The organism is Nonomuraea sp. NPDC050404 (assembly GCF_040655495.1).
Lineage (GTDB): Bacteria > Actinomycetota > Actinomycetes > Streptosporangiales > Streptosporangiaceae > Nonomuraea.
The window spans coordinates 44491-71047 of record NZ_JBFAKB010000035.1; the positions used below are offsets into that span (position 1 = coordinate 44491).

The window sequence follows — 26557 nt, forward strand, 5'->3', positions numbered from 1 at the left end:
GAGAGACATGAAGTACGCGTTCGTCGGGCTCGGGCACCGCGCGCAGATGTACGTCGACGCGCTGCTCGGACAATGGCACGACGCCGGCACCATCGTCGCCCTGTGCGACACCAACCGCACCCGCATGGACTACTACGCCCAGCGGATCGGCCAGGGGGTGCCGTGCTTCGCCGCCGATGAGTTCGACAAGGTGCTCGAGCTCGCCGACGCGGTCATCGTCACCACGGTCGACGCCACGCACGCGAAGTACGTGTGCGCGGCGCTCGACGCGGGCCTCGACGTCATCGTGGAGAAGCCGCTCACGACCGACGCCGACGGTTGCGCGGCCATCGCCGCGGCGGCCGAGCGCGGCACCGGCAAGCTGATCGTCACCTTCAACTACCGGTACTCGCCGCGCAACTCCGCCGTGCGCCGCATCCTGTCCGAAGGCGCGATCGGCGATGTCACCTCGGTGCACTTCGAGTGGATGCTCGACACGATCCACGGCGCCGACTACTTCCGCCGCTGGCACCGCGAGCGGGCCAACTCCGGCGGGCTGCTCGTGCACAAGTCGACCCACCACTTCGACCTGGTCAACTGGTGGCTGGGCGCGGCGCCCGAGCTCGTCTTCGCCCAGACCGGCCTGCGGTTCTACGGCGCGGAGAACGCCGCGGCACGCGGTCTCACCGACCGTCCCGTACGCGCCCACGGCGCCCCGGGGCTGGGCACGGACCCGTACTTGCAGGACATCTCCAAGGACGAGCGGCTCAAGCGGCTCTACCTGGACGCCGAGCACGAGGACGGCTACATCCGCGACCAGGACGTGTTCGGCGAGGGCATCGACATCGACGACAACATGTCCGTCATGGTGCGCTACACCAACCGCGCGGTCATGACGTACTCGTTGCACGCCCACTCCCCGTGGGAGGGCTACCGGGTGGCCTTCAACGGCACGGCCGGGCGGCTGGAGCTGGACGTGGTGGAGCGCGAGTGGACGCCGCCGCACGCCGCCATCGACCCCAGCGCGTCCTCCAAGGAACACGCGAGCGGCTCCTGGGAGCGGCTCATGTTGCGCCGGCACTGGAGCGAGCCGGAGGAGGTGCCCATCGAGTCGGGGGCCGGTGGGCACGGCGGGGGCGACCGGCTGCTGCTCGACGACGTCTTCCGCGGGCCCGGCGACGACCCGCTGGCGCGGCAGGCCGGCTACCGCGACGGCATCCGCAGCGTGCTGACCGGGCACGCGGCCAACGTCTCCGCGCGTACCGGGCAGCCCGTGCTGCTGGCGGACGAGGGCACGCGTGTTCGCTGAGCTGGCCGGCGTCGTCGCCGCGCAGCGCGAGTTGTACCCGGTCCTGCCGGGGCCCGAGCTGCGCGTGGCGGCGCGGGAGGCCATCGGGGTGCTCGACCTCGTGGCCTCCGGCGTACGCGTGGAGCGGACCTGGACCGACGGCGACCTGTACGGCGAGGAGTTGTCCTGGTCGGTGGGGTTCGGGCCGCGCACGCACGCGTACCTGCTCAGGCCGCGCGACGCCGCCGGGCCGCTGCCCGGGGTGGTGGCGCTGCACTGTCACGCCGGCATGAAGTTCGTGGGCAAGGAGAAGATCGCCGACGGCCCCGAGGAGCCGTCGCAGGAGGTGCGGCGGCTGCGCGAGGAGATCTACGGCGGCCGGGCCTTCGCCAACGCGCTGGCCCGGCGGGGTTTCGCCGTGCTGGCGCACGACGTGTTCGTGTGGGGCAGCCGCCGCTTCCCCCTCGGCGTCGAAGAGCCCGACTCCTACGACGCGGCGGCCAGGGACCACGAGCACATCGTGGCCAAGCACTGCGCCGCGCTCGGCACGTCGTTCGCGGGCGTCGTCGCGGGCGAGGACCTGGCGGCGGCGGCCTACCTGCGCTCGCGTCCCGACGTCGGCGCGGTCGGCTGCGCGGGCCTGTCGGGCGGCGGCCTGCGGGCCGCGCTGCTCGGCGCGTTCGACCCGCGGGTGGAGGCGGTCGTGGTCGCCGCGATGGCCTCCTCCTTCCGCGACATGCTCGGCGGGCACGTCGAGAAGCACACCTGGATGCTCTGGCCGCCCGGCCTGCCGCGGCTGGGCGACTATCCCGACCTGATCGCCGCGCGCGCCCCGCAGCCGCTCATGGTCCAGTACGCCCTGCGCGACGCCCTGTTCCCCGAGGAGGGCATGCGCCGCGCCCACGCCATGATCGGCGAACGCTACGGAGCCACCGGGGGTTACGAGGCGGTCTTCGCCGACGTGCCGCACAGCTTCGACGTGCCCATGCAGGAGCGGGCCTTCGACTGGCTGGGCGGGCACCTGAAGGGCTGACCGCCGCCCGTTCCTGCCACGGGCGGCGGTTCGCCCTCCCGGCTCAGTTGCCCTGTTTCCAGGTGGCGATCAGCTTGTCGTAGTCCAGCGTCTCCGGCTTGCCGCGCTCGTCGGCCAGCTTCGGCGCGGGGGCGCCCGGCTGGTCGTACCAGTACTGGGCGTCGCGCTCCTGGTTCAGCTTGGGCGCGCACTGGCCGCCGTACCCCTGCCGCTCGCGCGAGAGCCGCTCCAGCCGCGACAGGATGTCGTCCTGCTGCTTGGCCAGGTTGTCCATCGACTGCTGCGGCGTGGTCTCGCCGGTCACGGCGGTGGCCACGTTCTGCCACCACAGCTGCGCCAGCTTCGGGTAGTCGGGCACGTTCGTGCCGGTCGGGGTCCACTGCTTACGGGCCGGCGAGTCGTAGAACTCGATCAGGCCGCCGTAGTTCTTGGCGTTGTCGGCGAAGTACTGGCTCTTGATGTCGGAGTCGCGGATGAACGTCAGGCCGACGATCGACTTCTTCAGCGACACCGTCTTGGAGGTGACGAACTGCGCGTACAACCAGGCCGCCGCCCTGCGCTCCTTCGGCGTGCTGTTCAGCAGCGTCCAGGAGCCGGCGTCCTGGTAGCCCAGCTTGTTGCCGTCCTTCCAGTACGAGCCGTGCGGGCTCGGCGCGATGCGCCACTTGGGCGTGCCGTCGCTGTTGACGACCGCCAGTCCCGGCTTGGTCATGTCGGCCGTGAACGAGGTGTACCAGAAGATCTGCTGGGCGATGTTGCCCTGCGCGGGGACCGGGCCCGCCTCGCTGAAGTTCATGCCCGCGGCCTCGCGTGGCGCGTACTTCTTCATCCATTCGACGTACTTCGTCAGCGCGTACACCGCGGCGGGGCCGTTGGTGTCGCCGCCGCGGGTGACCGACGAGCCGACCGGGCGGCAGTTCTCCACCCTGATGCCCCAGTCGTCCACCGGCAGGCCGTTGGGGATGCCGGGGTCGCCGTTGCCCGCCATGGACAACCAGGCGTCGGTGAAGCGCCAGCCCAGCGAGGGGTCCTTGCGGCCGTAGTCCATGTGGCCGTAGGTCTTCTTGCCGTCGATGGTGCCGTTGCCGTTGACCTTGTTGGTGAAGAAGTCGGCGATGTCCTCATAGGCCGCCCAGTTGACCGGTACGCCGAGGTCGTAGCCGTAGGCCTCCTTGAACTGCTTCTTGATGTCGGGGTCGGTGAACCAGTCGTAGCGGAACCAGTACAGGTTCGCGAACTGCTGGTCGGGAAGCTGGTAGACCTTCTTGTCCGGGCCCGTGGTGAAGCTGATGCCGATGAAGTCGTTCAGGTCCAGCGTGGGCGAGGTGACGGCCTTGCCCTCACCGGCCATGTAGTCCGACAGGGGGAAGACGTAGGCGCCGCGCGAGTGGGTGCCGATGAGGTCGGAGTCGTTGACGTAGGCGTCGTAGATGTTCTGGTTGCTCTGGATCTGCGTCTGGAGCTTCTCGACGACGTCGCCCTCCTGGATCAGGTCGTGCTTGATCTTGATCCCGGTGATCTCGGTGAACGCCTTGGCGAGTTGTTGCGACTCGTACTCGTGCGTGGTGATCGTCTCCGACACCACGTTGATCTGCATGCCCCGGTACGGCGCCGCGGCCTTGATGAACCAGTCCATCTCCGCGCTCTGCTGGTCCTTGCCCAGCGTGCTCGGCGTGAACTCCTGCGAGATCCACCGTTGGGCCGCGGCCTTGCCGTCGGCCTCCTTGAAGTCGCTCGTCGGTTGCTGCGCGCCCTGGCTGCAGCCGGCCGCTATCAGGGAGATCGCGACCAGCCCTACGACCGCGGACCTGCCTGCCCGATGCCTCATTGGCTTGGCTCCTCTTCTGTTAGCCCCATATGCCGATCACGACCGCCACCAGCAGCGCGCAGCCGAGCGCGAGCCACATGGACAGGTCGGTGATTGCGATCCAGCCGGCCAGCACGACGGCGGCGCTGATCAGGCCGATGTAGAGCCGGTCGCCCCGGTCGGTCTCGATGCGCAGGAAGCCCCGCCTGGCCACGGGAGGGGAGATGCGCGCCCAGACCGCCATGACGACCAGCAGCAGGGCCAGCCCGGCGAACACCAGCGCGGTGGGGCCGGTCCAGACCATCCATTCGAGCACGGCTAGACCCTCCCCAGCGCGAAGCCCTTGGCAATGTAGTTGCGCACGAACCAGATGACGACGGCGCCGGGCACGATGGTGAGCACGCCGGCCGTGGCCAGCAGCGCCCAGTCCACGCCCGCCGCGCTGACCGTCCGCGTCATCGTGGCGGCGATCGGCTTGGCGTCCACCGAGGTGATCGTCCTGGCGATCAGCAGCTCGACCCAGCTGAACATGAAGCAGAAGAACGCCGTCACGCCGATCGCCGAGCGGATCATCGGCAGGAAAATCCGGATGAAGAACCGCGGCAGCGAATATCCGTCGATAGCCGCGGTCTCGTCAATTTCGCGCGGAATTCCGGACATGAATCCTTCCAGGATCCAGACCGCGAGCGGCACGTTGAACAGCATGTGCGCGATGGCCACGCCGAGATGCGTGTCGAACAGGCCGACGCTCTGGTAAATCTGGAAGAAGGGCAGCAGGAATACCGCCGGCGGGGCCATGCGATTGGTCAGCAACCAGAAGAACAGGTGCTTGTCGCCGGCGAAACGGAAGCGCGAGAAAGCGTACGCCGCGGGCAGCGCCACGATGAGCGACATCACCGCGTTCATCGAGGTGTAGATGATGGAGTTCAGATAGCTGGAATACCAGACGGAGTCGGTGAAGAAGGTGACGTAGTTGTCGAACGTCACCCGCCCGGGTATGAGCGAGAAGCTGCCGAGGATGTCCTCGTTCGGCCGGATCGACATGCCGAACATCCACAACAGCGGCAACATGAGCGTGGCGATGTAGAGCCAGAAGACCGTACGCGCCCAGGGGAGCCGCCGGCCGGTCGTCCTTGCCATGATCCTCACCTCCCCGACCTGGTGAGCACGGTGAAGAAGACGTAGCAGAGGATCTGCACGAGCAGGAAGTACAGCAGTGAGAACGCGCCCGCCGGCCCCAGGTCGAACTGGCCGACCGCGATCTTCGACAGCAGGATGCTGAGGAAGGAGGTGGCGTTGCCCGGCCCGCCGCCCGTCACCACGAACGGCTCGGTGTAGATCATGAAGCTGTCCATGAACCTGAGCAGGATCGCGATCGTCAGCACCCCGCGCAACCTGGGCAGTTGGATGTGCCGGAACGTGGCCCACGCCGAGGCGCCGTCGATCTGCGCGGCCTGGAAGTACGGCTCGGGGATCGAGCGCAGCCCCGCGTAGGCCAGCAGCGCCACCAGCGGCGTCCAGTGCCACACGTCCATGACCAGGACCGTGATCCAGGCGTCCGTCGAGTCCAGCGTGTAGTTGAAGTTGATGCCCAGCACGTTGTTGATCGTCCAGCCGCCCAGCCCGATGTCGCCGCGGGCGAAGATCTGCCAGATCGTGCCCACCACGTTCCACGGGATGAGCAGCGGCAGCGCGACCAGCACCAGCGCCACCGACACCCACATGCCGCGGCGCGGCATCGAGACCGCCAGCGCCACGCCCAGCGGGATCTCCAGCAGCAGCACCTGCGCCGAGAACAGCAGCGTGCGCAGCAGCGCGGCGCGCACCTCGGGGTCGCGGGCCACCGACCGGAACCACTCCAGGCCGACGAAGACCCGGTCGGTGGGGCTGAAGACGTCCTGCACGGAGAAGTTCACGACGGTCATCAGCGGGATCACCGCCGTGAACGCCACCGACACCACCACGGGCAGGACCAGCCACCAGGCCCGGTTGTCCTTGCGTTTGAGCACGGGGCGCGGCTCGTCCTCGGCCGGGGCCTCGGCGGCGATCGTGCCGCGCGGCTCGCTCACGGGGTCCTTCTCGCCTGCCGAGACGGCGCTCTGACCGCTCACGCCTGCCCCCTTCCGTCGAGCGGCGCGAGTGAGCCGCACCTGACCTCGTCGCGGAACAGGAACGTCCGCTCGGCCGGGAAGTGCAGGAACTCCACCGTGTCCGGCCGGTAGGAGGAGTCCGCCTCGGTCTTGGCGATCACCTGGTGCTCGCCGACCCTGGTGTGGACCAGGTCGTACGCGCCCATCCGGTCGATCCCGGTGACCCGGGCCCGCACGCCGGGGGAGAGGTCCGTACCGGCGATGCGCACGAACTCCGGCCGCACCCCGATCCGCACGGGACCGGGCGGCAGGCCGTTCCCGACCGCTCCCACGTCGGACTCGCCGACCCGCACGACCCCGCCCACCACCTCGGCGGGCAACATGTTCATGCCGGGCGAGCCGATGAAGTGGCCCACGAACTCGTGCGCCGGCGACAGGAACAGCTCGGCGGGCTCCCCGGCCTGCATGATCGCTCCGTCGTTGAGCACCACCACCTCGTCGGCGAACGTCAGCGCCTCCGTCTGGTCGTGGGTGACGTAGATCAGCGTGTGGCCGGTGTCGCGGTGGATCTCCTTGAGCTTGCTGCGCAACGTCCACTTCAGCGCCGGGTCCACCACGGTGAGCGGCTCGTCGAGCAGCACGGCCGCCACCTGGGAGCGCACCAGGCCGCGGCCCAGGCTGACGATCTGCTGGCGGCCCGCGTCCAGCCGGCGTGACCTGCGGTTGAGCACGTGGTCGAGGCCGAGCAGCCGGGAGACCTGGCGGACCCGCTGGTCGATCTCCTTCTTCGGGACCCGGCGGTTGCGCAGCGGGAAGGCGAGGTTGTCGTAGACCGACATCTCCTCGTACAGGACGGGGAACTGGAAGACCTGCGCGATGTTGCGGCCCGCCGTGGGCACGCCGGTGACGTCCTCCTCGTCGAAGAAGATCCGGCCCTCGGTGGGGGTGATCAGGCCGGAGATGATGTTCAGCAGCGTCGTCTTGCCGCAACCGCTGGGGCCGAGCAGCGCGTACGCCTTCGCGCTCCGCCACGTCCACGTCATCGGCTTGAGCGCCCACGTCCGGCCGCCGTCGTAGCTGTGGCCCACGCCCTCCAGCCGGATGTCAGCCATGCAGGTCCACCTCCGCGGCGCTGGTGGCCAGCAGCCGGCCGCCCTCCTCGTCGAAGACGAAGATGTGCGCGGGATCCACGTACGCCCGGGTGGATTCGCCGGGTGTGAACGCCTGCGTGCCCGGCAGGTGGGCGACCAGGTGACGGCCGCCCTCCAGGAGGAGGTGCAGGAAGGTCGCGCTGCCGGTCACCTCGGCGAGCCTGATCTCGGCGGGCAACTCCAGCGTGCCAGGGCCGTCGCGTCCGATCGAGACCTGGTGAGGACGCACGCCGAGCAGCACGTCACGGCCCGAGGCGTGCGCGCGGGGCGCGGGGAAGGAGGTGCCGAGCACCTCGATGCGGCCGTCGCGTACGACGCCCGGCAGCAGGTTGAGCGGCGGGTCGCTGAGCGTGGCGGCCACGGCGAGAGTGGGCGGGTGGGCGTACATGTCGGCGACGTCGCCCACGTGCCGCACCCGGCCCTCGCCCAGCACCACGGTCGGCGCGGCGAAGGTGAGCGCCTCGTTCGGGTCGGCGGTGGAGTAGAGCACCACTCCGGGGGAGCCGGTGAACATGGTCTTCAGGTCGGCGCGCAACTGCTCGCGCAGCTTGAAGTCCAGGTTGGCCAGTGGCTCGTCGAGCAGCAGCACGTCCACGGGCCTGGCCAGGGCGCGGGCGATGGCGGTGCGCTGCTGCTGGCCGCCCGACAACTCGGCGGGACGGCGGTCGAGCAGGTCGGCCAGGCCCATGAGCTCGGCCACCTCGCGCACCCGCCGGTCCACGCCGTCGCCGCGGAAGCGGGCGTCGAGGCGGAGCGGGGAGGCGATGTTCTCGTAGACGGTCAGCGACGGATAATTGATGAATTGCTGATAGACGAAAGCGACCGAACGTTTTCGCACCGAGATTTTGGTGACGTCTTTTCCGTTGACCACCACGCGCCCCGAGTCGGGCGTCAGCAAACCGGCGGCGACGCGCATCAAAGTCGTCTTTCCCGCCGTCATCGGGCCGATGAGAGTGGTCATTCCATCGGCTAATTCCAGGTTTATGTCGTCGAGCCAGGTCTCTCCGCGTTGCCGTACGGAGATGCTGTCGAGAATCACCGTCACTGTGCCCGGTCCTCTCTGCTTCTCTCCCTTCTAACATGATCTGAATCCGCCTGCAAAGAGTTGCCTTGTTGCCTTTGTTAAAGATGTGACTGGTGGTATTTCGTCAAGTCAAGGGCGAGAAGGCCGTGAACGGCTTCGGCTATCACTGAAATGCCTTTCCCCCAGCTCATCGCGGTTGGCGGGGGGAAGGCGGAATGTAACGGCATAGGGTCATCGGGACGGCATCGGCACACCCGGACAGGTGTTCGCGAGGCGGCCGGTCTCGAAGTAGGCGGCGATCGCCGCCAGGCAGCCGGGGGTCCGCAGCGCGGAGCCGTGCACGTCGTCGTCGATCGTCACCACGTGCCCGCCGGCCGCCGCCCGCGTCTGCTTCGTCCACTCATACGGGGACTGGTTCTCGTGCAGGTGACCCGACAACACGAGCGAGCCGCCGCCCTTGGCCGGGCGTGACGGCTGGGGCGGGAGCGGCCAGCCCGCGCACAGCGGGCGGAACGCGCTCGCCTCGCCGGTCACCGGGTAGCGCTTCAGCCGCTGCCGGTAGGCGTTCCAGGCCGGCTCGAACGTCCGCGGCCCCAAGTCCTCGTTGCAGAACAGCGCGACCTGGGCGACCAGGTTCTGGCGCTCCGGCGCGTCTTCCGGCGCCGGCGGTCCGTTCTCGTGGAAGAGGCGCTTGAGCGCGGGCGGCGCCTCCGGCCCGGTGGCGTCCACCAGTTCCCCCAGCACCTCGCTCACGTCCGGCCAGGCCACGCTGGGCTGGCCCGCGGCCTCGGCGATCATCCGGCCGTCGATGGTGACGTCGATGTCGGTGAAGGTCACGGGGTCGGCGGCGTACTTCTCGCGCAGCCGGGTCAGCGCCCCGACCACCTCGTCCGTTGAGTCGCCGAACCCGTACTCGGCGTCACGCTCGGCGATCCACGCGGCCATCCGCCGGAAGTTCCGGTCGGTGGCCATGGCGCGCACCTCGGTGAACAGGTCCATCTTCGGGACGGGGTTCGCCACGCTGTCCAGCCACATGCGTCCTGCCCTGCCGGGGAACAGGGCGCGGTAGGTCGTGCCCAGCCAGGTGCCCCATGAGACGCCCAGGAAGTTGAGTTTCCGCTCGCCCAGCGCGGCGCGGACCCGGTCGAGGTCGCGGGCGATGTTCGCGGTCGTCAGCTGCCCGATGAAGCCCGGGTCCGACGTGCCGCACTTGTGGTTGGCCTTGGCCGCCGCCGCGTACTCCTTCCTGGCCTGCGCCTCGGTGATCGGGCCGGGTGGCGGCTCCTTCGGCATGAGGCCCTCGCACGCGGCCTTCGTGCTGTAGCCGATGCCGCGCGGGTCGACGCCGATCAGGTCGTAGCGGTCGTTCACCTTCAGGCCGGACATGATCAGCTCGAACGGCATGAGGTAGCCGCTGCCGCCGGGCCCGCCCGGGTTTACCGCCAGGCTGCCCAGCCTTCGTTTCGTGTCGGTGGCCTTCAGCCTGGTCAGGGCGATGGTGATCTGCTTGCCGCCGGGGTCGGCGTAGTTCTGGGGGACCTTGAGAGTGCCGCAGTCCGTACGGGCGAGCAGGCGTCTGAACTCGGGGAAGTCCTTCTCTGCGAGCCCGCGTGAGCGCAGCACGTCGTCGGAGTACGCCGGGCACTCCTTCCACGTCACGGCGGGGGGAGCCGGGGCGGCGAGAGTGCCAAGGGTCAGGGCGCCCGCCAGCAGGGTGTTGAGGATCATGCACTCAGGCTGGCCCCGGCCCGCTCAGGTCACATCCCCCTGCGGTGGGAGGGGATGGCGCGCTTTCAGGGGAGGACCGAATGCGGCGCTTTCAGGGGAGGACCGAGTGCGGCGTTTTCAGGGCAGGATCGAGTCCACGTACCCGCCGTCCACCCGCACCGCCGCGCCCGTCGTCGCCGAGGCGAAGGGCGAGCCGAGATAGACCACCAGGTTCGCGATCTCCTCGGGCTCGATCAGGCGCTGGAGCAGCGACTGCGGCCGGTGCAGCCGCATGAACTCCCGCTGCGCCTCCTCCCACGGCAGGTCCTTGTCCACGAGCTGGTAGACGAACTCCTCCACACCCCCGGTGTGCGTCGGCCCCGCGATGACCGAGTTGACCGTCACGCCGCTGCCCGCCGCCTCCTTGGCGAACCCCCTGGAGACCGCCAGCAGCGCGGTCTTCGACATGCCGTAGTGGATCATCTCCTGCGGGATGACGACGGCGGAGTCGCTGGCGATGTACTGGATCCGGCCCCAGCCACGCTCGCGCATCCCCGGCAGGTACGTACGCGTGAGCCGGACCGCCGCCAGCACGTTGACCTCGAAGTAGCGCCGCCACTCCGCGTCGTCGATCTCCAGCGCCGGCTTGGCGCCGAAGATGCCCAGGTTGTTCACCAGGATGTCCACGTCCGGGAGCAGGCCGAGGACCTGCTCGCAGCCGTCCTCCGTCGCGACGTCGCCCGGCGCCGCGACCACGTCGTAACGCGTGCCGTCGCCGTTCATCCGCTCGATGGCCGCCGCCACCGAACCTTCGCTGCGGCCGTTGATCCCCACACGGGCCCCGGCCCGCGCCAGCCCCGTGGCTATGGCCGCCCCGATTCCCTGGGTCGAGCCGGTGACCAGCGCGGTTCTGCCGCTGAGATCGATACGCACGATGTCCCACCCCCTGCCGCCATTCTCCGCGATCAACGGGGAGCCGCTCGCACCGGGTCGCCGCGTAGGCTGGGGGTGGCGTGAAAGGGGCGTGGGTGCACCGGATCCTGTGGCTGGTCGTGGCGGTGGCCCTGGTAGTGGGCACGATGGGCGTGATGGGTATGGTCCTGCCGGACGATCCCGAGGCCGTGCCGGAGGAAGGATGCCCGCCGCGTGACACCCGGGTCGTGGCGCCGTACCCGATCACCGGCCATTTCGTCATCCCGCGCGCCGACCAGTGCGTCACCCAGCGCATGGTCGAGGCGATCCACGCGATCGGCGGCGACACGATGATCACCTTCGGGCCCAGGTTCAACGCCCGTGAGGATCTCGACTTTCCCGGTTGCCAGGTCGATGGCCGTTCGTGTGCCGAGGTGCCCGGCAAGGAGGTACGGCAGCTCTACACGTACACGACCAGCGAGGAGTTCGGGCAGGGCATGTTGCGCTGCCCCGACATCGACCGGCGGATCGAGAGCGGCGGACGGACCTTCTACCGGCTGACGCTGGCCGAGTCCTGTGCCGACGCCGAGCACGACCTCGTGCTCGTCACCACCGACGGCGACGGGCTGGGCAACCTGGTGCGGGAGGCGGCGGCGTACGGGATGACGGTCTTTCCCGGGCTGCCCGCCGCGCCGCAGAAGCAGGACAAGTCGTGGGAGCCCGACCTGGAGCACGTCGGCGCGCTCAACGCCTTCACCGCGCGGGTGCTGGCCGACTACGAGGAGCGGTTCAAGGGGCTGCCGGCGTTCGGCGGGGTCTACCAGTCGTTCGAGCTGGCCATGCGGGCCCGGGCGGACAAGGATCCGATCGTCGAGTTGTACGCGGCCCAGCACGAGGTGGTCGCCGCCGCGCTGCCGGACAAGAAGATCGTGGTCAGTCCGTACGTGGACGCGCGCAGGGGCCGCGGGTTCCCGCCGTCGCAGGTGGCCGAGGGGCTGGCCGACATCGCCGGCACCAGGGCCGGGCTGCCGATGGCGATCGCCGTGCAGGACGGGCGGGGGACCGGCAAGGTGCCCGTGCACGGGGAGCACGAATCCGACGCCAAGGTGGCCGCGCGGCTGACGCCGATGGTGGGGGACGTGAGCAACGCCCAGGCGTACTACGGGTCCACGGGAGACTACGTCGAGGCGGCTGCGCAGCGGGTGCCCGACGGGGTGGAGCTGTGGGTGAACGCGGAGGGCTTCGAGCCCACGCCGGTGGCCGGGGAGTGCGGGCGGCTGGATCCGCTGCCGCATCGCGGGCGGACCACCAAGAACCGGCTCGACCAGCAGATCATGGCGGCCGGGCCGCACGCCATGAAGATCATCTCCTACAAGTGGGACCCGTTCTTCACCTGCCAGGCCCGCCACGACACCCCCTCACTGGCCGACGACATCGCGGCGGGGTGGCAGCAGCCGATCATCGTCAACGCGTACCGGAAAGAGCTGAACGGGCGGGCCGGGCTGCTCGTCGAGGGATACAACCTGAAGGGCGGCCACCTGCGCTTCGATCCGCAGGGGGCGGTGGTCGCGCAGGAGTGGCACGTGCGGGATCGGCTGGAGTCGGCGTGGGTGCCGTACGTGCCGCCGGAGGGCGCCTGGACGTCCGTCACGGCCACCAACGAGGCCGGGCACTCCAGCAGCAGCCCTTACGTGATGCGCTGAAACTTTCATGGCACGTTGACATAAGGAAAGCGCTTTCCTACTGTTCGCCATCGGGAACAGCCGCTGGGGGTATTTCCGGACGCGGGACCTCAGGTCCTGCCGGACCAGCAAGGAGTTCGGTTGTGAGCAGCGGATTTGGCAGGAAAGCGGCCTCGATCGCCATCGTCGGCGCAGTCGCCATGACCGGCTGGGCGCCCGCCACCGCCCAGGCCACTACGACCCCGGTGGGATTCGCCACCATGACCGCGTACGGGCGGACCGGCACCAACGGCGGCGCCGGCGGCCCGACCGTGACCGTCAGCACCTACGCGCAGCTCGCGGCGGCCGTCGCCGACGACGTCCCCCGGATCGTGCGGGTCTCCGGCACGATCAACGACAACGGCGACGACATGCTCGACGTCGGCTCGAACAAGACCATCATCGGCGTCGGGACGAACGCCACGATCAACGGGTTCGGCCTGGACGTCAACGGATGGGGCCCGGCCGAGGTGGCGTGGGGCGGCGACGTGTGCGACCCGGCCGAGAAGGACCGGTTCACCCACGTCCAGAACGTGATCATCCGCAACCTGACCTTCACGAACTCGGCGGACGACTCGGTCAACGTGCAGTGCTACTCGCACCACGTGTGGATCGACCACAACACCTTCCGCTCCGCCTCCGACGGCTCGGTGGACGTCAAGCGCGGATCGGACCTGGTGACCGTCTCCCACAACCGTTACGCCGGCACGGACAAGTCGATGTTGCTGGGCCACAGCGACAACAACGGCGCCCAGGACAGGGGGTACCTGCGGGCCACGTACCACCACAACTGGTTCGACGGGTCCAACACCCGCCATCCGCGCGTCCGCTTCGGCTACGCCCACGTGTTCGCCAACTACGTCAGCGTCGACGACTACTTCCTCGGCCTGGGCGTGGGCGGGCAGATCTACGCCGAGAGCAACCACGTCAAGGGCGCGAAGACCATCACCCAGGACTTCGGCGACACGAGGCTGACCTGGACGAACAGCAACTTCTACGACAAGGCCACCATCACCCGGGCCAACAGCAGCGGCAAGACCATGGACGACTGGCTGCGCATCGACGGCACGGTCGGCCCCCCGCCGTACTCCTACTCCGCAGGCAACGCATCCTCCACCCCGCCCGCCGCCGGCGCGGGGATCCCCGGCGCGGACACGCTCCCGCAGGGCTGACAGCCGGCCGGCCGCACCTTGTGTGAGGGCGAGGGAGTGCGGCCGGCCCCTGTCAACATGTTCACTGTGCCCCGGGAGGGCCGGGTAGGGCGATGCTGGAGAAGTCCTGTGTGATGTGGGTCGCCAGCTTTCGGGTCTTGCCCGTCCTGACGTTCAGCGCGTAGGCGTGGATGGTGCGGTTGGGTGGGTTCGTCTGGGTGGGCTTGTCGGTCGGCGTGTCGGAGGCCGGGCGGCACCGCACCGTGGTGGTCAGGACCGTCACCTCGTCCGCGTTGAGCCAGGTGCGCAGCGAGACCCCGGTGACGCCGGGCGGCAGTCCGCGCATGACGGTGGTCGTGCGCTTCTTGCCCGTGCGGGTGTCCAGGAGGACGAGGTCGCCGATGCGGCAGGGCCGTTTGGCGGTGCTGTGGTTCTCGATGGCCGCGACGGTCGCGCCGTCGGGGGCGAGCGGGCTGAAATGGTAGTGCTGCGGCAGGGTGACCGTCGTGGTGTGGTCGCTCTTCGAAGGCGTCCACAGATTCGACATCGTCCGCAACCGCGCCTTGGGGGAGTACTCCGCCAGCGTGATGAACCCGCCGTCCGCCGACAGCCCGACGGGGACCCATCGGTTCGGCAGTTCGCGCGTCCTGCCCTCGCGCATATCGATGAGCAGGGCCGGATCCTTGAGATCGGGCACCTTGCTGAAAGCCACGAAGCGGCCGTCGTCGGACAACATCAGGCGCGAGACGCTGCCCAACCGCTTACTCGGGATCTCCTGGGGCGCGGTCGTCGTCTGGCCCGAGGCCAGGTCGCGAACCTGGAAGGTGTTCTCCTCCGCGCTGTAGTAAGCGATCTTGCGGCCGTCGCGGCTGATCGCCAGCGGGCTGTCGCGGCCCGGACGGAGACTCGGCAGCGCCTGCCTCAGGTAGTACTTCCTGCCCGCACGCGTGACCAGCAGCCAGCTGCCGTCCCGGCAGTTCTCCGCGCCGGCCGGGCAGAAGATCTTGCGCGCGTGGCTCAGCGGCCCCACCCCGCGCGCCGGCAACTCGTCCGGTCTGGTGGCCACGTCCTGCGGTCCCGGGGGCAGCAGCCGGACGGTCAGCGTCGCGCCGAGCGCCGTGATCACCACCATCGCCGCCGCGACGAGCGAGATCGTGGTACGCCGCCGGCGCTCCCGCAACATGATCGTGCGTTCGGCCAGGTCCACCCGGGGGGAGTCGTCGGCCAGGTCGACCAGTACATCGCGCAGCCAGGTCATCGGTTTGCCTCCTCGGGCTCAAGTCCGGCGAGCTTCGGCGCCAGGTCGGGCGCCAGGTCGCGCAGGCGGGCCAGCGCGTAGTGGGTCTGGCTCTTCACCGTGCCGATCGAGCAGTTCAGCAACTCGGCCGTCTCCCGTTCGGTCCGGTCCTCGTAGAAGCGCAGCACGATCACCGCCCGCTGCCGGGGTGCCAGTCGCATCAGGGCCTGGCGCATGACGAGCCGTACGAGCAGGGGGTCCTCGCTCGCATAAGGGCGGTCGGGCGGCTCGGCGGTCGGCAGTTCGTTCCTCACCCGGCGTCGCCGCCACGAGATGTGCTGGTTGACCAGCGCCTTGCGCGCGTACGCCTCGGGGCGTTCCAGGCGCGTCAGCCTGTTCCAGCGGCCGAGCACCTTCAGCAGGACGGTCTGCAGTAGGTCCTCGGCCTGGTGCGGGTCTCCCGTGAGCAGGTACGCGGTACGCATCAGCGACTGCTGGTGCGCGGCGACGAACTCGCGGAAGTCGTCATTACGGTCCAAGGAGACTCCTCTCGACCGTTACCGACGCCGATGACGAGTCGAAAGGTTCGGTCCTTGGGAAAAACGAAAGTTTCGGCGATCGGTCCGGGAGTTTCGCATAGGGCAGGATGTGGTCCGTGAGCGAACAGACCATGTCGGACGAGGACATCGCCCGCGCGCACGTCACGCCCCCCACCCTCCACAACGCCCCGGTCCACCTGGCCGACTACGATCCCGCCTGGCCCGCTCGCTACGAGCGCCTGGCCGCCGGCATCCGCCGGGCGCTCGGTGGGGTGGTCCTGCGGTTGGAGCATGTGGGCTCCACGTCGGTGCCCGGCCTGTGTGCCAAGCCCATCCTCGACATCCTGCTGACCGTCGCCGACCCGGCCGACGAGGCCGCCTACGTGCCGCCTCTGGAAGCGGTCGGTTATGTCCTGCACATTCGCGAGCCCGACTGGTACGAGCACCGGGTGCTGAAGGTGCCGGGCGGCGAGATGCCGGTGCACCTGCACGTGCTGCCGGACGGCTGCCTGGAGGTGCCGCGCATGCTGGGCTTCCGTGACCGGCTGCGGCAGCACGACGAGGACCGCGACCTGTACGCCCGTACCAAGCGGGACCTGGCCCGGCGCACCTGGAAGTACGTGCAGAACTACGCCGACGCCAAGGGCGAGGTCGTGGAGTCGATCCTCGCCAGGGCCGGCGTACTCCCCGGAGGGGGATAGAAGTGGACGACTCGCACGCCGCCTTCCGGCTGGAGCGAGGATCGACGGGATTCCACTACATCGGCGACGCACCGACGCCGGAGGCCGATCCCCGGTCATGCCGTACCGCGTGGTATGCCGCAGCCCGGGCCGCCGGCGGGCGGGTCACGGACTTCACGGAACGCCGGTACCCGCAGAACTTCCACAGCGCCACGCTCACCAACCGGGACGGAACGCATGTCGCGCTGTTCCACGCCCAAAGCCCACTGGTCGCCTTCGTCGACGATCGACGCCACTACTACACCGACGAGTTCCGGGACGCGCCTGCCTGGGCGGTCTCGCTCAACGACTTCGGCTTCACCGTCCTGAGCGCGTCGCTGCTCAGGTCACCGCTGCGGGAGGAGGACACCGCGGCTCTGTCCACCGCGGAGTTGAACCAGATCAAGTACTGGCAGCCGGAGACCATCGGCGCGACGCTCTTCAACTCGTGGGATTGAAGATCACCCCTCGAAGAGGGCGCGGCCCCAGTGGTCGCCCGCGTCCCGCACCCCCGGCGGGCAGGCGAACAGCCCGCTGGAAATGTGCCTGATGTACTCGTTGAGCGGGTCCGTACGCGCCAGGCTCATCTGCACCGGCACGAACTGCCTGCGCGGATCCCGCTGGTAGGCGATGAAGAACAGCCCGGCGTCGAGCCGGCCGAGCCCGTCGGAGCCGTCCACGAAGTTGTAGCCGCGCCGCAGCAGGCGGGCGTCGCCGTGGAAGCTCGGATGTGCCAGCCGGATGTGGGCGTCGGCCTTGATGTACGGCTCCCCGTCCGCCCCCTTGGCCGCGAAGTCCAGCAGGTCGAACTCCGCCTTGCCGCCCAGCGGCGCGCCCACGCCCTTGTCCCGGCCGATGATCTGCTCCTGTTCGGCGAGCGACGTGCGGTCCCAGGTCTCGACCGTCATCCTGATCTTCCTGGTCACCAGGTAGCTGCCGCCCGCCATCCACGGGCTGCCGTCCCGGGCCGCCGCCCAGAGCTGGTCGCGCACCAGGGCCGCGTCCTCCAGTTTGAGGTTGTTCGTGCCGTCCTTGAAGCCCATCAGGTTGCGCGGGGTGGCCTGGGCGCGGGAGGTGGAGGAGGTGCGGCCGAAGCCGAGCTGCGACCAGCGCACGGTGACCCGGCCGAAGCCGATCCTGGCCAGGTTGCGGATGGCGTGCACGGCGACCTGGGGGTCGTGGGCGCACGCCTGCACGCAAAGGTCACCTCCGGATATTTCCGGTTTCAGCTGCTCTCCCGGAAATTTCGGTAAATCGGCCAGGGCGGCGGGGCGCTTGGCGGCCAGGCCGAAGCGGTCATCGAACAGCGACGTCCCGAACCCGGCCGTCAGCGTCAGCCCCGAGGCCGGCAGCCCGAGCGCCTCTCCCGTGTCGTCGGGCGCGGCCTCGGGGGCGCCGCCCACCGCCCCGTACGACCCGGCCTCCTTGCCCTGCGTCAGCCGCGCCGCCGCGGCCGTCCACTCCTGCAGCAGCTCCACCAGCTCGGCCCGCTCGGAGGTGGTGACGTCGAAGGCCACGAAGTGCAGCCGGTCCTGCGCGGGCGTGATGATCCCCGCCTGGTGCTCGCCGTAGAAGGGGAACGGGTCGGAGGTGGCGGCGGCGTGCGCCCGGGGCGGCTCCTCAAGCAGCGACTTCGCCGCCATCGCCCCGGCACCCACCGCCGCCGCGCCCGCCGCCCCCAGCCCGAGCACGCTCCTGCGGCTCAACCTCTTGCTCATGGGTCACCTACTTCGCGACGATCGGGGCGATCTCGCTGATCGGCTCGCCCAGCGCGTTGATCGAGTCGGACAGCGTCTTCAGCTCGGCCTCCGACAACTCGTCGTGCAGCCGCCAGCCATCGCCCTTCTGGTGCACCGCCAGCGCCGCCTCGGCCGCGGCGAACTTCTCATCCAGCGTCTTGACCAGGTCGGGAGCCCGCTCTTCGAGCACCGGCCGCAGCGCCTGCACGGCCGCCTTGGAGCCTTCGAGGTTGGCGTCGAAGTCCCACAGGTCGGTGTGCGACCAGATGTCCTCCTCGCCGGTGATCTTCCCGGTGGCCACCTCGTCGAGCAGTTCCTTGGCGCCGTTGGCCAGGTTCAGCGGGGTCAGCGGGGTGGAGTTGGCCTTGTCCACGATGGTCTTGACGTCCGCGATCAGCTTGTCGGCCATGGGGCCGCTCTTGCTGACGTCCTTGTGGATCCACAGGTCCTTCTCGATCGCGTGGAATCCGGTCCACTTCTCGCCCTCGGCCATGTCCGCCTCACGTCCGTCGATGGCCGGGTCGAGGTCGCCGAAGATCTCCGCGACGGGCTCGATGCGCTCCCAGTACGTACGCGAGATCGGGTAGAGCTCCTTGCCCTTGGCGATGTCGCCGGCCTTGACCGCGTCCACGAACTCCTGCGTCTTGATCAGCAGCGTGCCGGTCTGCGACTTGACGTAGCGCTGGTAGCTTCTGGTGGCCTCGGCCAGCTTGGCGTCGGCGTTGAGCGGTCTGTGCTCGCCGGTCACCTTGAGCGGGCCGCGGATGCCCTTGCCGACCATGCCGGGCTTGCACGCGGTCTCGTACGAGCCGGCCGGCAGCTCGGCGATCAGCTCACGCGTCAGCCCCGGCACGATGTTCTCGACCTCCGCCATGACGCGGTCGCCCGGCGCGTACACGTAGAACTCTGTGACCTTGGTGCCGCCGTTCGTGATCGCGAAGGTGGTGGTGCCCGCCGCGACCTGGGCGGAGGCGACCTTGCACTCGGTGTCGTTCGCGGCCACGGCGACCTTGCCGGGGGAGGCGGGGCCCGACGGGGCCGGGGCGGTGCCCGAGCCGCAGGCGACCAGCGCCGTCAGGGCCGACGCGCCGGCGGACAGGCGGATTGCGGTACGCATGGCGCTCCTGTTCAGGCCGCTGAGGAGGCGGGCGTGGCGGCCCGCTGCGGGCGCAGGAAGAGGAAGAGGGTGGGCAGGAGGTAGGCGGCCCAGGCCACCACCTCCAGGATGCTGGGCTGCGGGGTGAGGTTGAGCATCCCGGCCAGCAGGTTGCCGTACCAGGAGTCGGCCGGCAGGACGGCGCTGATGTCGAAGGCGTGCGCGTTCAGGCCGGGCAGTACACCGGCCTCCTGGAAGTCGTGCACGGCGTACTTGAGAATCCCGGCCGCCACCAGGATGAGCAGCACTCCCGTCCAGGTGAAGAACCTGGTCAGATTGATCCGTACGGCGCTGTGGTAGAGCCCGAAACCGATCAGCACGGCGGTGAGCAGCCCCAGGCAGATGCCGATCAGCGGCTGCGCCGAGGCGGTGGCGCCCTGCACGGAGGCGAAGAACAGCAGCGCCGTTTCCAGCCCTTCGCGGGCGACGGCCAGGAACGCCATCACGGCGACCGCGAGAGAGCCCAGCTCCAGGGCCTCGGAGAGCTTGCCGCGCAGCTCCTTGGAGAGCACGCGGGCGGCCCGGCGCATCCAGAAGATCATCCAGGTGACGAACACGACCGCGAGCAGCGAGGTGATGGCCTCGAACAGCTCCTGCCCGGTGTAGTCCAGCCGCGCGGCGGTGAAGGTGAGCAGCGCCCCGAAGGCCACCGACAGTGCGACGGCCGTGCCGACCCCGATCCAGACGTGCGCGAGCCTGTCCCTGCGCTCGCTCTTGACGAGGAAGGCGACCAGGACCGTGACGACGAGTGTCGCCTCCAGCCCTTCGCGCAGCCCGATGAGGTAACTGGCGAACACCGTTGCTCACCACCCAGCACGCTGAGGAAAGCCTTACCTAAATTAGGTCAGGGGAAGCCGGGTCAGGCAAGCCCTTGGAGGGACAGGTTGGCGGCCAGCAGGTCGAGCAGGGGGCGGCGGCGTACACACTGCTCCAGCGAGAACGAGTCCGCCAGGGCCGTCAGCTCGTCGTCGCCGAGCCCGCGGAACAGCTCCGCGTACTCGGGCAGCAGCGCCTGTGCGATCAGGATGTGCCTGATCAGGTCGTCGGACTGGTACCGCGCGCCCCACGGGTAGGGGTTCCAGCCCTGGAACTCCGTCTCGATCAGCAGGCCGATCACCCGGTCCAGGTGACGGGAACCGCGCTCGTCGATCTCCATCGGCCGGTCGTCGGACTCCCAGTGACGGTAGTTGACCGGGATGCGCACGCAGTTCATGCCCAGCCCGGCCAGCAGGGCGGCGTCCCGCTCGGTGAAGAACGAGGTCAGCAGCCGGTCGAAGAACAACTCCGCCCGATCGTCGCCCAGCACGGCGCGTACGGCGGCGCGCATGGCGGACTCGTTCGCCGGATAGCCGGTGACGAAGTTCTCCATGTTCATCCAGCCCCCGAGACCCACCCCCCGCAGGCGTACCGCAGAGCCGTCGTCCGCGACGAGACGGGTGCCGGACACACGCAACATCGACTCACCCCTTCGTGGCACCGGCGGTGAGACCACCGACCAGGTGACGTTCGGCAATGGCGTAGAACCCGAGCGCCGGGACCATGGCCAGGATGAGATAGGCCAGGATGCGGGCGGTGTCAGAGGCGTACTGACCCTGGAACTGCTGGATGCCCAGCGGCAGCGTCCAGCTCGCCTCCTCGCTGAAGACCACCAGCGGCAACATGAAGTTGTTCCAGCTCCCCACGATGGCCAGCACCGAGACGGTGGCGATCGCGGGCCGGGCCATCGGCAGCAGGATCCGCCAGAAGAACCCGAACGGGGTGCACCCGTCGATCGTGGCCGCCTCCTCGATCTCTCCGGGGATGCTGCGGAAGAAGCCGCGCAGGATGATGATCGTCAGCGGCAGTCCGAACGCGGCCTGCGTCAGGATCACGCCGAGCGGGTTGTCCAGCAGGCCCAGCGTGCGCAGCAGCACGAAGATGGGCAGGATGGCCACCGCGAACGGGAACATCAGTCCCGCCGTGAACAGCGTGAAGTACAACTCCCTGCCACGGAAGGCGAACCTGGCGAAGACGAACGCCGCCAGCGCCGACAGCCCGACGGTCACCACGGTCGTCACGACGGCGATGAACGTGCTGTTCCAGACCTGCTGCCAGAACGATCCCGAGCCGAGCACGTCGGTGTAGTTGGCGGTGATCCACTGCGCCGGCAGGCCGAACGGGTTCTCCGACAGCTCACTGTTGTCCTTGAAGCCGCCCAGCAGCGCGTACACGACCGGGACGACCATGAATACGCCGACGATGATCGCGATGACGTGCAGGGGCAGCGTGTTGCGGCGGCGCTTCTTCGTGCCGTGGTTCATGTGCGGCCCCCCTGGGAGGTCATCGCGCCCTCCAGGTCGCGGCGCATCACGAACCGCTGGTAGACGAGGGCGAAGACGAGGCTGAGCGCGAACATCACGACGCTGATCGCGCTGGCGTAGCCGACCTGGGAGCGCTTGAAGCCCCAGTCCATCATGGTGACGGCCATCGTCTCCGAGGAGTGCGAGGGCCCGCCGCCGGTCAGGATCCAGACCAGGTCGAAGAGCTGGATGGTGTAGATGACCGACAGGAAGATGCTGATCCGGATGGTCGGCCCGAGCAGCGGCAGCGTGACGTGCCTGAACGTCTTCCAGCCCGTGGCGCCGTCGATCTGGGCGGCCTCGATCAGCTCGTTCGGAATGTTCTGGCGTCCGGCCAGGTAGATCATCATGTGGAAGCCGAAGTACTTCCAGGTCATCACCAGGAAGAGCGACGGCATCACCGTGCCGGGGTCGGCCAGCCACTCCGACTCCCACCCGAACACCCGCAGGACCTGGTTCGCCATGCCCGAGCCCGGGGAGAGGATCAGCGAGAACAACACCCCCGTGATGACCTCGGACAACACGTACGGCGCGAAGAACAACACCCGGTAGAGCGCCCGGCCGCGCATGCGCTGGTTCAGCAACATCGCCACGGCCAGCGAGAACGGCAGTTGCACGCAGATCGACAACACCACCAGGACCAGCAGGTGCCACAGGTCCTGGGCGAAGATCTCGCTGGTGAACAGCCGGGTGAAGTTGTCCGGGCCGATGAAGTTGGTCGGCAGGCCGCCGAAGCCGTTCCACCTGAAGACGCTCGCGTACAGGGCCACCACCATGGGGGCCACGACCAGCAGGAGGAAGAGCACCAGGGCGGGCAGCAGGAACAGCGCGATGGTCACGGCGCGCCCGCGACGGACGGCGGCAGGGGCAGGGGCCGGAAGCCGCACCGCCTCCGGCCCTTTCGTGAGAGTCGTCATCCTTCCGTCTTGGCCACTTCGGAGATGTCCGCGCCGACCTCTTCCGGTGTCTTCGTACCGGCGATCAGCTCGGCCGTGCTGTCGTTGACCTGCTGGCCGACGGCCGGCGGGTAGGCCTGGTCCAGGTAGAGCTGGTAACCGGTGGCCCCGGCCAGCATCGTGGCGACCTGCTTGAGGTTGGCGTCCTTGACCGCGCTCTCCTCGCCCTTGAGCACCGGCAGCACGCCGCCGGACTCCACGGCCTTGGTGTGGTTGCCCATCTCGGTCATGAACTTGACGAAGTCCACGGCCTCCTTCGGCGCGTCCGCGCCCACCGCGAGCCCGCCGCCGCCGCCGAACGCGTCACCGGCCTGCCCCTTGCCGCCCTCGACGGCCGGGAACGGGAAGAAGCCGAGGTCGTCGCCGAGGCCCTTGCCCGAGTCCTTCTGCACGCTCGGCGCCCACTGGCCCATCAGCTCCATGGCCGCCTTGCCGTTGGAGACGGTGGCGGACTGGCCGTCGGGGGTGGAGTAGGCCGCGCCGAGGAAGCCCTTCTGGAACGGCTGCAGGTCGGCCAGCGCCTTGAGCTGCTGCCCTGCTGCCACGAAGTCGGGCTTGGTGAAGTCGTGGTCGGTCGCGGCCTGCTTGAGCGCGTCCAGGCCGGCGATGCGCATGGCGAGGTAGGCCCAGTAGTAGTGCCCCGGCCACTTCTCCTTGCCCGCCAGGGCGATCGGGACGATGCCCGCCGCCTTGAGCTTCTTGACGTCCTCCAGGTAGGCCGCCCAGGTGGTCGGCGGCTCGGTGATGCCGGCCTTCTCGAAAAGTTTCTTGTTGTACCAGAAACCGACCATGCCGATGTCGGTCGGCAGACCGTAGGTCTTGCCGTCCAGCTGGTACGCGCTCAGCGCCGCGGGCGTGAAGTTCGGCAGTACGTCGGCGACGTCGGCGGAGATGTCCTTGACCAGCCCCGCGTCGATCTGCTGCTTCAGCACGCCGCCGCCCCACGAGGCGAACAGGTCGGGGGCGTTGCCCGACTGGGTGATCGTGGTCAGCTTGGCCTTGTACGCCTCGTTCTCCAGGACGGTGGCCTTGATGGTGACGTGCGGGTTCTTGGCCTCGAACTCCTTGGCGCGCTGCGCCCAGAGCGACTTCAGCGGCTCGCCGGTCGACAGGTGCCACCACTCCAGCGTGACCTTGGCGGGAGCGCCGCCGCTCTGCTGAGGAGCGGGTTCCCCGCCGCCGCCACCGCCGCATCCGGCCAGGAGCACAGCCGCGGCGACCAACACCAGACTGCGTTTCATTGGGGTCCCTTCCTCAGCGCGAAGACGAAACTTTCGTGAACCCCCCGATATTTTCTTTGGCGTGATCGTAGGTAAACGCGATGTTAAGCGTCAACACCTCGGCTGGGAGCGATCCCAAACCGAAACTTTCGGATACACTCCCGATTTGTGTCAGCGAAGAGGCGGGTGACGATCGCACTGATCGCGGAGGAGGCCGGAGTCTCCATCCCGACGGTCTCCAAGGTCATCAACGGGCGCCCGGAGGTCGCCCCGGCGACCCGCCATAGGGTCGAACGACTGCTGCAGGAGCACGGCTACCAGCGGCGCATCAGCCAGGACGACACCCCCGCCGGCCTGGTGGACCTGGTCTTCGCGGAGATCGAGTCACCGTGGGCCATGGAGATCGTCCGAGGCGCGGAGAGCGCGGCCCACGAGGCGGGCGCCAGCGTCGTCATCTCGGTCCTGCACACCCACGCGGGTCCCGGCCGCGACTGGCTGGAACGCCTGGCGGCCCGGCGTACGGACGGGGTGGTCATAGTGGCCTCCCAGCTTTCCACCGGCATCCAGGCCCAGCTCAGCGCGCGCTCGCTGCCGTTCGCCGTGGTCGACCCCGAAGGCGAGCCCGCGCCGGGCGTCGTCTCGGTCGGCGCCACCAACTGGAACGGCGGCCTGGCGGCGACCCGCCACCTGCTCGAACTCGGCCACCGCCGGATCGGCATGATCAGCGGCCCCGCCGACATGTTGTGCAGCCAGGCCCGGATAGACGGCTACCGGGCGGCGCTGGAGACGGCCGGCGTACCGGTGGTGCCCGTCCTGATCAGGCGCGGCACGTTCCTGGTGGAGTCCGGCCACGACCAGGGCCACGCCCTGCTCTCCCTCCCCGAACCACCCACCGCGATCTTCGCGGGCAGCGACCTGATGGCCTTCGGCGTCTTTGAGGCGGCGAGGCAGCGCGGGCTGCGCGTACCCGAGGATTTGAGCGTGGTCGGCTTCGACGACCTCCCCCTGGCCAAGTCCGCCTGGCCCCCTCTGACCACCGTCCGCCAGCCCTTGCAGGAAATGGCCGCCCTGGCCACCCGTACGGTCCTGGCAATGGGCCACGGCGAGGTCCCAGAAACCAAACGAGTAGAACTGGCCACCGAATTGATCGTCCGCGACAGCACTGCCCGATACGAGTAGGTGGGCTTTACGAGCACCCACCCGTTGCCTGGTTACCGGGTGGACCGGCGAATGCCCGCCCCGAGCGGGCCTCGCCTCCGGCATCGGCCTCCCGCCCGCCCGTTGCCCGGTTACCGGGTGGGCGTGCGGGACCCCGCCCCGAACAAAGGGCTTCGCAGGGGGCGCTTCGCGCCATGGCGCTCAGACGCTTTTGATCAGGCGCCTTACGGCGCACCCCCCACGCCTTCGGCGCCACCGGACGCGACCGTCACTGACTACACGACGGACTCTTCCGCTGGCGATGGGAGCCCGGTCACACCTCCAGCCTGCGGATCCTCCAGTTCCTCGCTGACGATCAAGCCCCAGAGGTCCAGCACGTCCATCCGTGCCATGCTGCGGCCGATCTCCGTCACTATGGGTTTCCGGGAGCCGTTCTGGTCCGTTCGCGAGTGACCACGGTGTTGCGTGATGTTCCTTGGCTGTCGTCTAGAACGTCCCTTCCGCGAAGTGACTGGATGTGACTGCCACCCCATGGACCAGCTGAGAGACCTGTCCACGGATACTCAGCGACACCAAGGCATCGCCTCCCGGCAAGGAACAAGAAGCAATATCCAGGCTTATGGTTGCCGCAGGCCCCGGGGCCACCCACAGACATGGAGGTCTCGAACATGTTGAGTCCCCAGCGACGTCTGGACGAGGCCCGGGGAATACTCGCGGCCCGCCTGCGCGAAATCCGGAGCGCGGCCGGACTGACCGGCCGCGAACTGGCCCAACAGGCCGGATGGCATTTCAGCAAGGTGTCGAAGCTGGAGAACAACAAGCAACTCCCGACCGAGACCGACGTCCGCGAATGGTGCCGGATCTGCGATGCCGAGTCCCAGACAACAGATCTCATCGCCAGCGTCAGGAACGTCAACGTGTTCTACACCCAGTGGCGACGCCTTGAGGAGACCGGCATCGGTCAGGTGCAACGATCCTTCCTCCCGCTGTACGAGCGGACGAACCATTTCCGGATCTTCCAGCACAGCGCGATCCCCGGACTCGCGCAGACACCGGCGTACGCACGTGGCCATCTGTCGAAGATCATCGCGTTTCGCGGCATCCCTGATGACCTGGACACCGCGGTCGAGGCACGCATGAAGCAACAGGAGGTCATCACCACCGGCGCGCGCCGCTTCGCCCTGCTGATCGGCGAGCAGGCGCTGCACACGCCCTACTGCGATCCGGCAGGCATGGCGGAGCAGATCGATGCGCTTACGGAGTTGACGCGGCGTGCGAACGTCAGCCTCGGCGTGGTCATCTGGCGATTCGACACCGGGATCTGGCCGCCGGAGAACTTCTGGATCTATGACACCGAACAAGTGCGCGTGGACACGGTCCCGGGCCAGGTCCGGGTCAAGGCTACCGGGGACGTCGCCCTGTACGAGAAGGCGTTCCAGACGTTGTCCGAGTCGGCGGTGTACGGCGACGAAGCACGCGCGCTTTTCGCGTCGGCACGTCAGAAGCACGTCGAACAGGCATGAGCGGGTACGAAGTCACGAGGGCAACCCCCCCGTGGGACCGGACATTGTTCGGCCTCGAACACAGGGGCCGCCCTGCTTAACCCCAACTCCGCCCACCGGTGGATATCC

The 26557-nt window shown here is 68.8% G+C and carries 25 protein-coding genes; 8 read left to right on the forward strand and 17 right to left on the reverse strand.

Annotation, left to right across the window (positions count from 1 at the left end; all coding sequences use genetic code 11):
* Positions 1-7: 7 nt before the first annotated feature.
* Together AB0I81_RS54435 and AB0I81_RS54440 are read left to right on the forward strand one after the other, a co-directional pair.
* On the forward strand, positions 8-1288 hold the full coding sequence (locus tag AB0I81_RS54435) for a Gfo/Idh/MocA family oxidoreductase (RefSeq protein ID WP_360676437.1): 1281 nt from the start codon (positions 8-10) through the stop codon (positions 1286-1288).
* Positions 1278-2300: a hypothetical protein gene (locus AB0I81_RS54440; protein ID WP_360676440.1), complete on the forward strand. Its 1023-nt coding sequence runs from the start codon at positions 1278-1280 to the stop codon at positions 2298-2300. Before AB0I81_RS54435 ends, AB0I81_RS54440 begins: the two co-directional genes overlap by 11 nt.
* A 43-nt stretch (positions 2301-2343) precedes the next feature.
* On the opposite strand, the gene AB0I81_RS54445 is transcribed toward AB0I81_RS54440, so the two are convergent.
* The 8 genes from AB0I81_RS54445 to AB0I81_RS54480 form a co-directional block, all read right to left on the reverse strand.
* Positions 2344-4128, reverse strand: coding sequence for an ABC transporter substrate-binding protein (locus AB0I81_RS54445; protein WP_360676443.1), 1785 nt, complete (start codon positions 4126-4128; stop codon positions 2344-2346).
* A gap of 19 nt (positions 4129-4147) precedes the next feature.
* Entirely contained in the window at positions 4148-4423 is a 276-nt protein-coding gene (locus AB0I81_RS54450; protein WP_360676446.1) for a DUF2160 family membrane protein, read from the reverse strand.
* Between the two features lie 2 nt (positions 4424-4425).
* Positions 4426-5247, reverse strand: coding sequence for a carbohydrate ABC transporter permease (locus AB0I81_RS54455; RefSeq protein ID WP_360676449.1), 822 nt, complete (start codon positions 5245-5247; stop codon positions 4426-4428).
* Positions 5248-5252: 5 nt separating this feature from the next.
* The gene (locus AB0I81_RS54460; protein WP_360676452.1) at positions 5253-6218 is read right to left on the reverse strand and encodes a sugar ABC transporter permease; all 966 of its coding nucleotides are present in this window, start codon (positions 6216-6218) and stop codon (positions 5253-5255) included.
* Entirely contained in the window at positions 6215-7309 is a 1095-nt protein-coding gene (locus AB0I81_RS54465; RefSeq protein WP_360676455.1) for an ABC transporter ATP-binding protein, read from the reverse strand. Before AB0I81_RS54465 ends, AB0I81_RS54460 begins: the two co-directional genes overlap by 4 nt.
* On the reverse strand, positions 7302-8393 hold the full coding sequence (locus tag AB0I81_RS54470) for an ABC transporter ATP-binding protein (RefSeq protein ID WP_360676458.1): 1092 nt from the start codon (positions 8391-8393) through the stop codon (positions 7302-7304). The genes AB0I81_RS54465 and AB0I81_RS54470 overlap by 8 nt, the downstream gene beginning before the upstream one ends.
* Before the next feature lie 210 nt (positions 8394-8603).
* A complete protein-coding gene (locus AB0I81_RS54475) occupies positions 8604-10100 on the reverse strand; it encodes an alpha/beta fold hydrolase (protein ID WP_360676461.1) in 1497 nt (498 codons plus the stop codon).
* A gap of 117 nt (positions 10101-10217) precedes the next feature.
* A complete protein-coding gene (locus tag AB0I81_RS54480) occupies positions 10218-11012 on the reverse strand; it encodes an SDR family oxidoreductase (RefSeq protein WP_360676463.1) in 795 nt (264 codons plus the stop codon).
* A gap of 95 nt (positions 11013-11107) precedes the next feature.
* Between AB0I81_RS54480 and AB0I81_RS54485 the strand changes: the two genes are divergently transcribed.
* Positions 11108-12694, forward strand: a complete 1587-nt coding sequence (locus AB0I81_RS54485) for a hypothetical protein (protein ID WP_360676466.1) — start codon at positions 11108-11110, stop codon at positions 12692-12694.
* A gap of 122 nt (positions 12695-12816) precedes the next feature.
* Positions 12817-13884 (forward strand): pectate lyase, encoded by a 1068-nt coding sequence (locus tag AB0I81_RS54490; protein ID WP_360676469.1) that lies wholly within the window; start codon positions 12817-12819, stop codon positions 13882-13884.
* 61 nt (positions 13885-13945) lie between these two features.
* Here AB0I81_RS54490 and AB0I81_RS54495 read toward each other — a convergent pair whose 3' ends face one another.
* Positions 13946-15121, reverse strand: coding sequence for a hypothetical protein (locus AB0I81_RS54495; protein WP_360676471.1), 1176 nt, complete (start codon positions 15119-15121; stop codon positions 13946-13948).
* Positions 15118-15639: a SigE family RNA polymerase sigma factor gene (locus AB0I81_RS54500; RefSeq protein ID WP_360676474.1), complete on the reverse strand. Its 522-nt coding sequence runs from the start codon at positions 15637-15639 to the stop codon at positions 15118-15120. The genes AB0I81_RS54495 and AB0I81_RS54500 overlap by 4 nt, the downstream gene beginning before the upstream one ends.
* Before the next feature lie 116 nt (positions 15640-15755).
* Here AB0I81_RS54500 and AB0I81_RS54505 point away from each other — a divergent pair, with 116 nt between their 5' ends.
* Together AB0I81_RS54505 and AB0I81_RS54510 are read left to right on the forward strand one after the other, a co-directional pair.
* Positions 15756-16340, forward strand: a complete 585-nt coding sequence (locus AB0I81_RS54505) for a GrpB family protein (protein WP_360676477.1) — start codon at positions 15756-15758, stop codon at positions 16338-16340.
* A gap of 2 nt (positions 16341-16342) precedes the next feature.
* Positions 16343-16816 (forward strand): hypothetical protein, encoded by a 474-nt coding sequence (locus tag AB0I81_RS54510; protein ID WP_360676479.1) that lies wholly within the window; start codon positions 16343-16345, stop codon positions 16814-16816.
* Between the two features lie 3 nt (positions 16817-16819).
* Here AB0I81_RS54510 and efeB read toward each other — a convergent pair whose 3' ends face one another.
* The 7 genes from efeB to AB0I81_RS54545 all read right to left on the reverse strand — a co-directional run bounded on the left by efeB (position 16820) and on the right by AB0I81_RS54545 (position 23789).
* Positions 16820-18076 (reverse strand): iron uptake transporter deferrochelatase/peroxidase subunit, encoded by a 1257-nt coding sequence (gene efeB, locus AB0I81_RS54515; protein WP_360676482.1) that lies wholly within the window; start codon positions 18074-18076, stop codon positions 16820-16822.
* A 7-nt stretch (positions 18077-18083) separates the two neighbouring features.
* Positions 18084-19214: an iron uptake system protein EfeO gene (efeO, locus tag AB0I81_RS54520; RefSeq protein WP_360676485.1), complete on the reverse strand. Its 1131-nt coding sequence runs from the start codon at positions 19212-19214 to the stop codon at positions 18084-18086.
* An 11-nt stretch (positions 19215-19225) separates the two neighbouring features.
* Positions 19226-20050, reverse strand: a complete 825-nt coding sequence (efeU, locus tag AB0I81_RS54525) for an iron uptake transporter permease EfeU (protein ID WP_360676488.1) — start codon at positions 20048-20050, stop codon at positions 19226-19228.
* Positions 20051-20112: 62 nt separating this feature from the next.
* Entirely contained in the window at positions 20113-20709 is a 597-nt protein-coding gene (locus tag AB0I81_RS54530) for a hypothetical protein (RefSeq protein ID WP_360676490.1), read from the reverse strand.
* Positions 20710-20713: 4 nt separating this feature from the next.
* Entirely contained in the window at positions 20714-21553 is an 840-nt protein-coding gene (locus tag AB0I81_RS54535; protein ID WP_360676493.1) for a carbohydrate ABC transporter permease, read from the reverse strand.
* Positions 21550-22509 carry a sugar ABC transporter permease gene (locus AB0I81_RS54540; RefSeq protein ID WP_360676496.1) on the reverse strand — a complete coding sequence of 320 codons (960 nt, stop codon included), beginning with the start codon at positions 22507-22509 and terminating at the stop codon, positions 21550-21552. The genes AB0I81_RS54535 and AB0I81_RS54540 overlap by 4 nt, the downstream gene beginning before the upstream one ends.
* A complete protein-coding gene (locus AB0I81_RS54545) occupies positions 22506-23789 on the reverse strand; it encodes an extracellular solute-binding protein (protein WP_360676499.1) in 1284 nt (427 codons plus the stop codon). The genes AB0I81_RS54540 and AB0I81_RS54545 overlap by 4 nt, the downstream gene beginning before the upstream one ends.
* Before the next feature lie 147 nt (positions 23790-23936).
* Here AB0I81_RS54545 and AB0I81_RS54550 point away from each other — a divergent pair, with 147 nt between their 5' ends.
* Both AB0I81_RS54550 and AB0I81_RS54555 read left to right on the forward strand, forming a co-directional pair.
* Positions 23937-24947: a LacI family DNA-binding transcriptional regulator gene (locus tag AB0I81_RS54550; RefSeq protein ID WP_360676502.1), complete on the forward strand. Its 1011-nt coding sequence runs from the start codon at positions 23937-23939 to the stop codon at positions 24945-24947.
* A 647-nt stretch (positions 24948-25594) separates the two neighbouring features.
* Positions 25595-26449, forward strand: coding sequence for a helix-turn-helix transcriptional regulator (locus AB0I81_RS54555; RefSeq protein ID WP_360676505.1), 855 nt, complete (start codon positions 25595-25597; stop codon positions 26447-26449).
* Positions 26450-26557 lie beyond the last annotated feature (108 nt).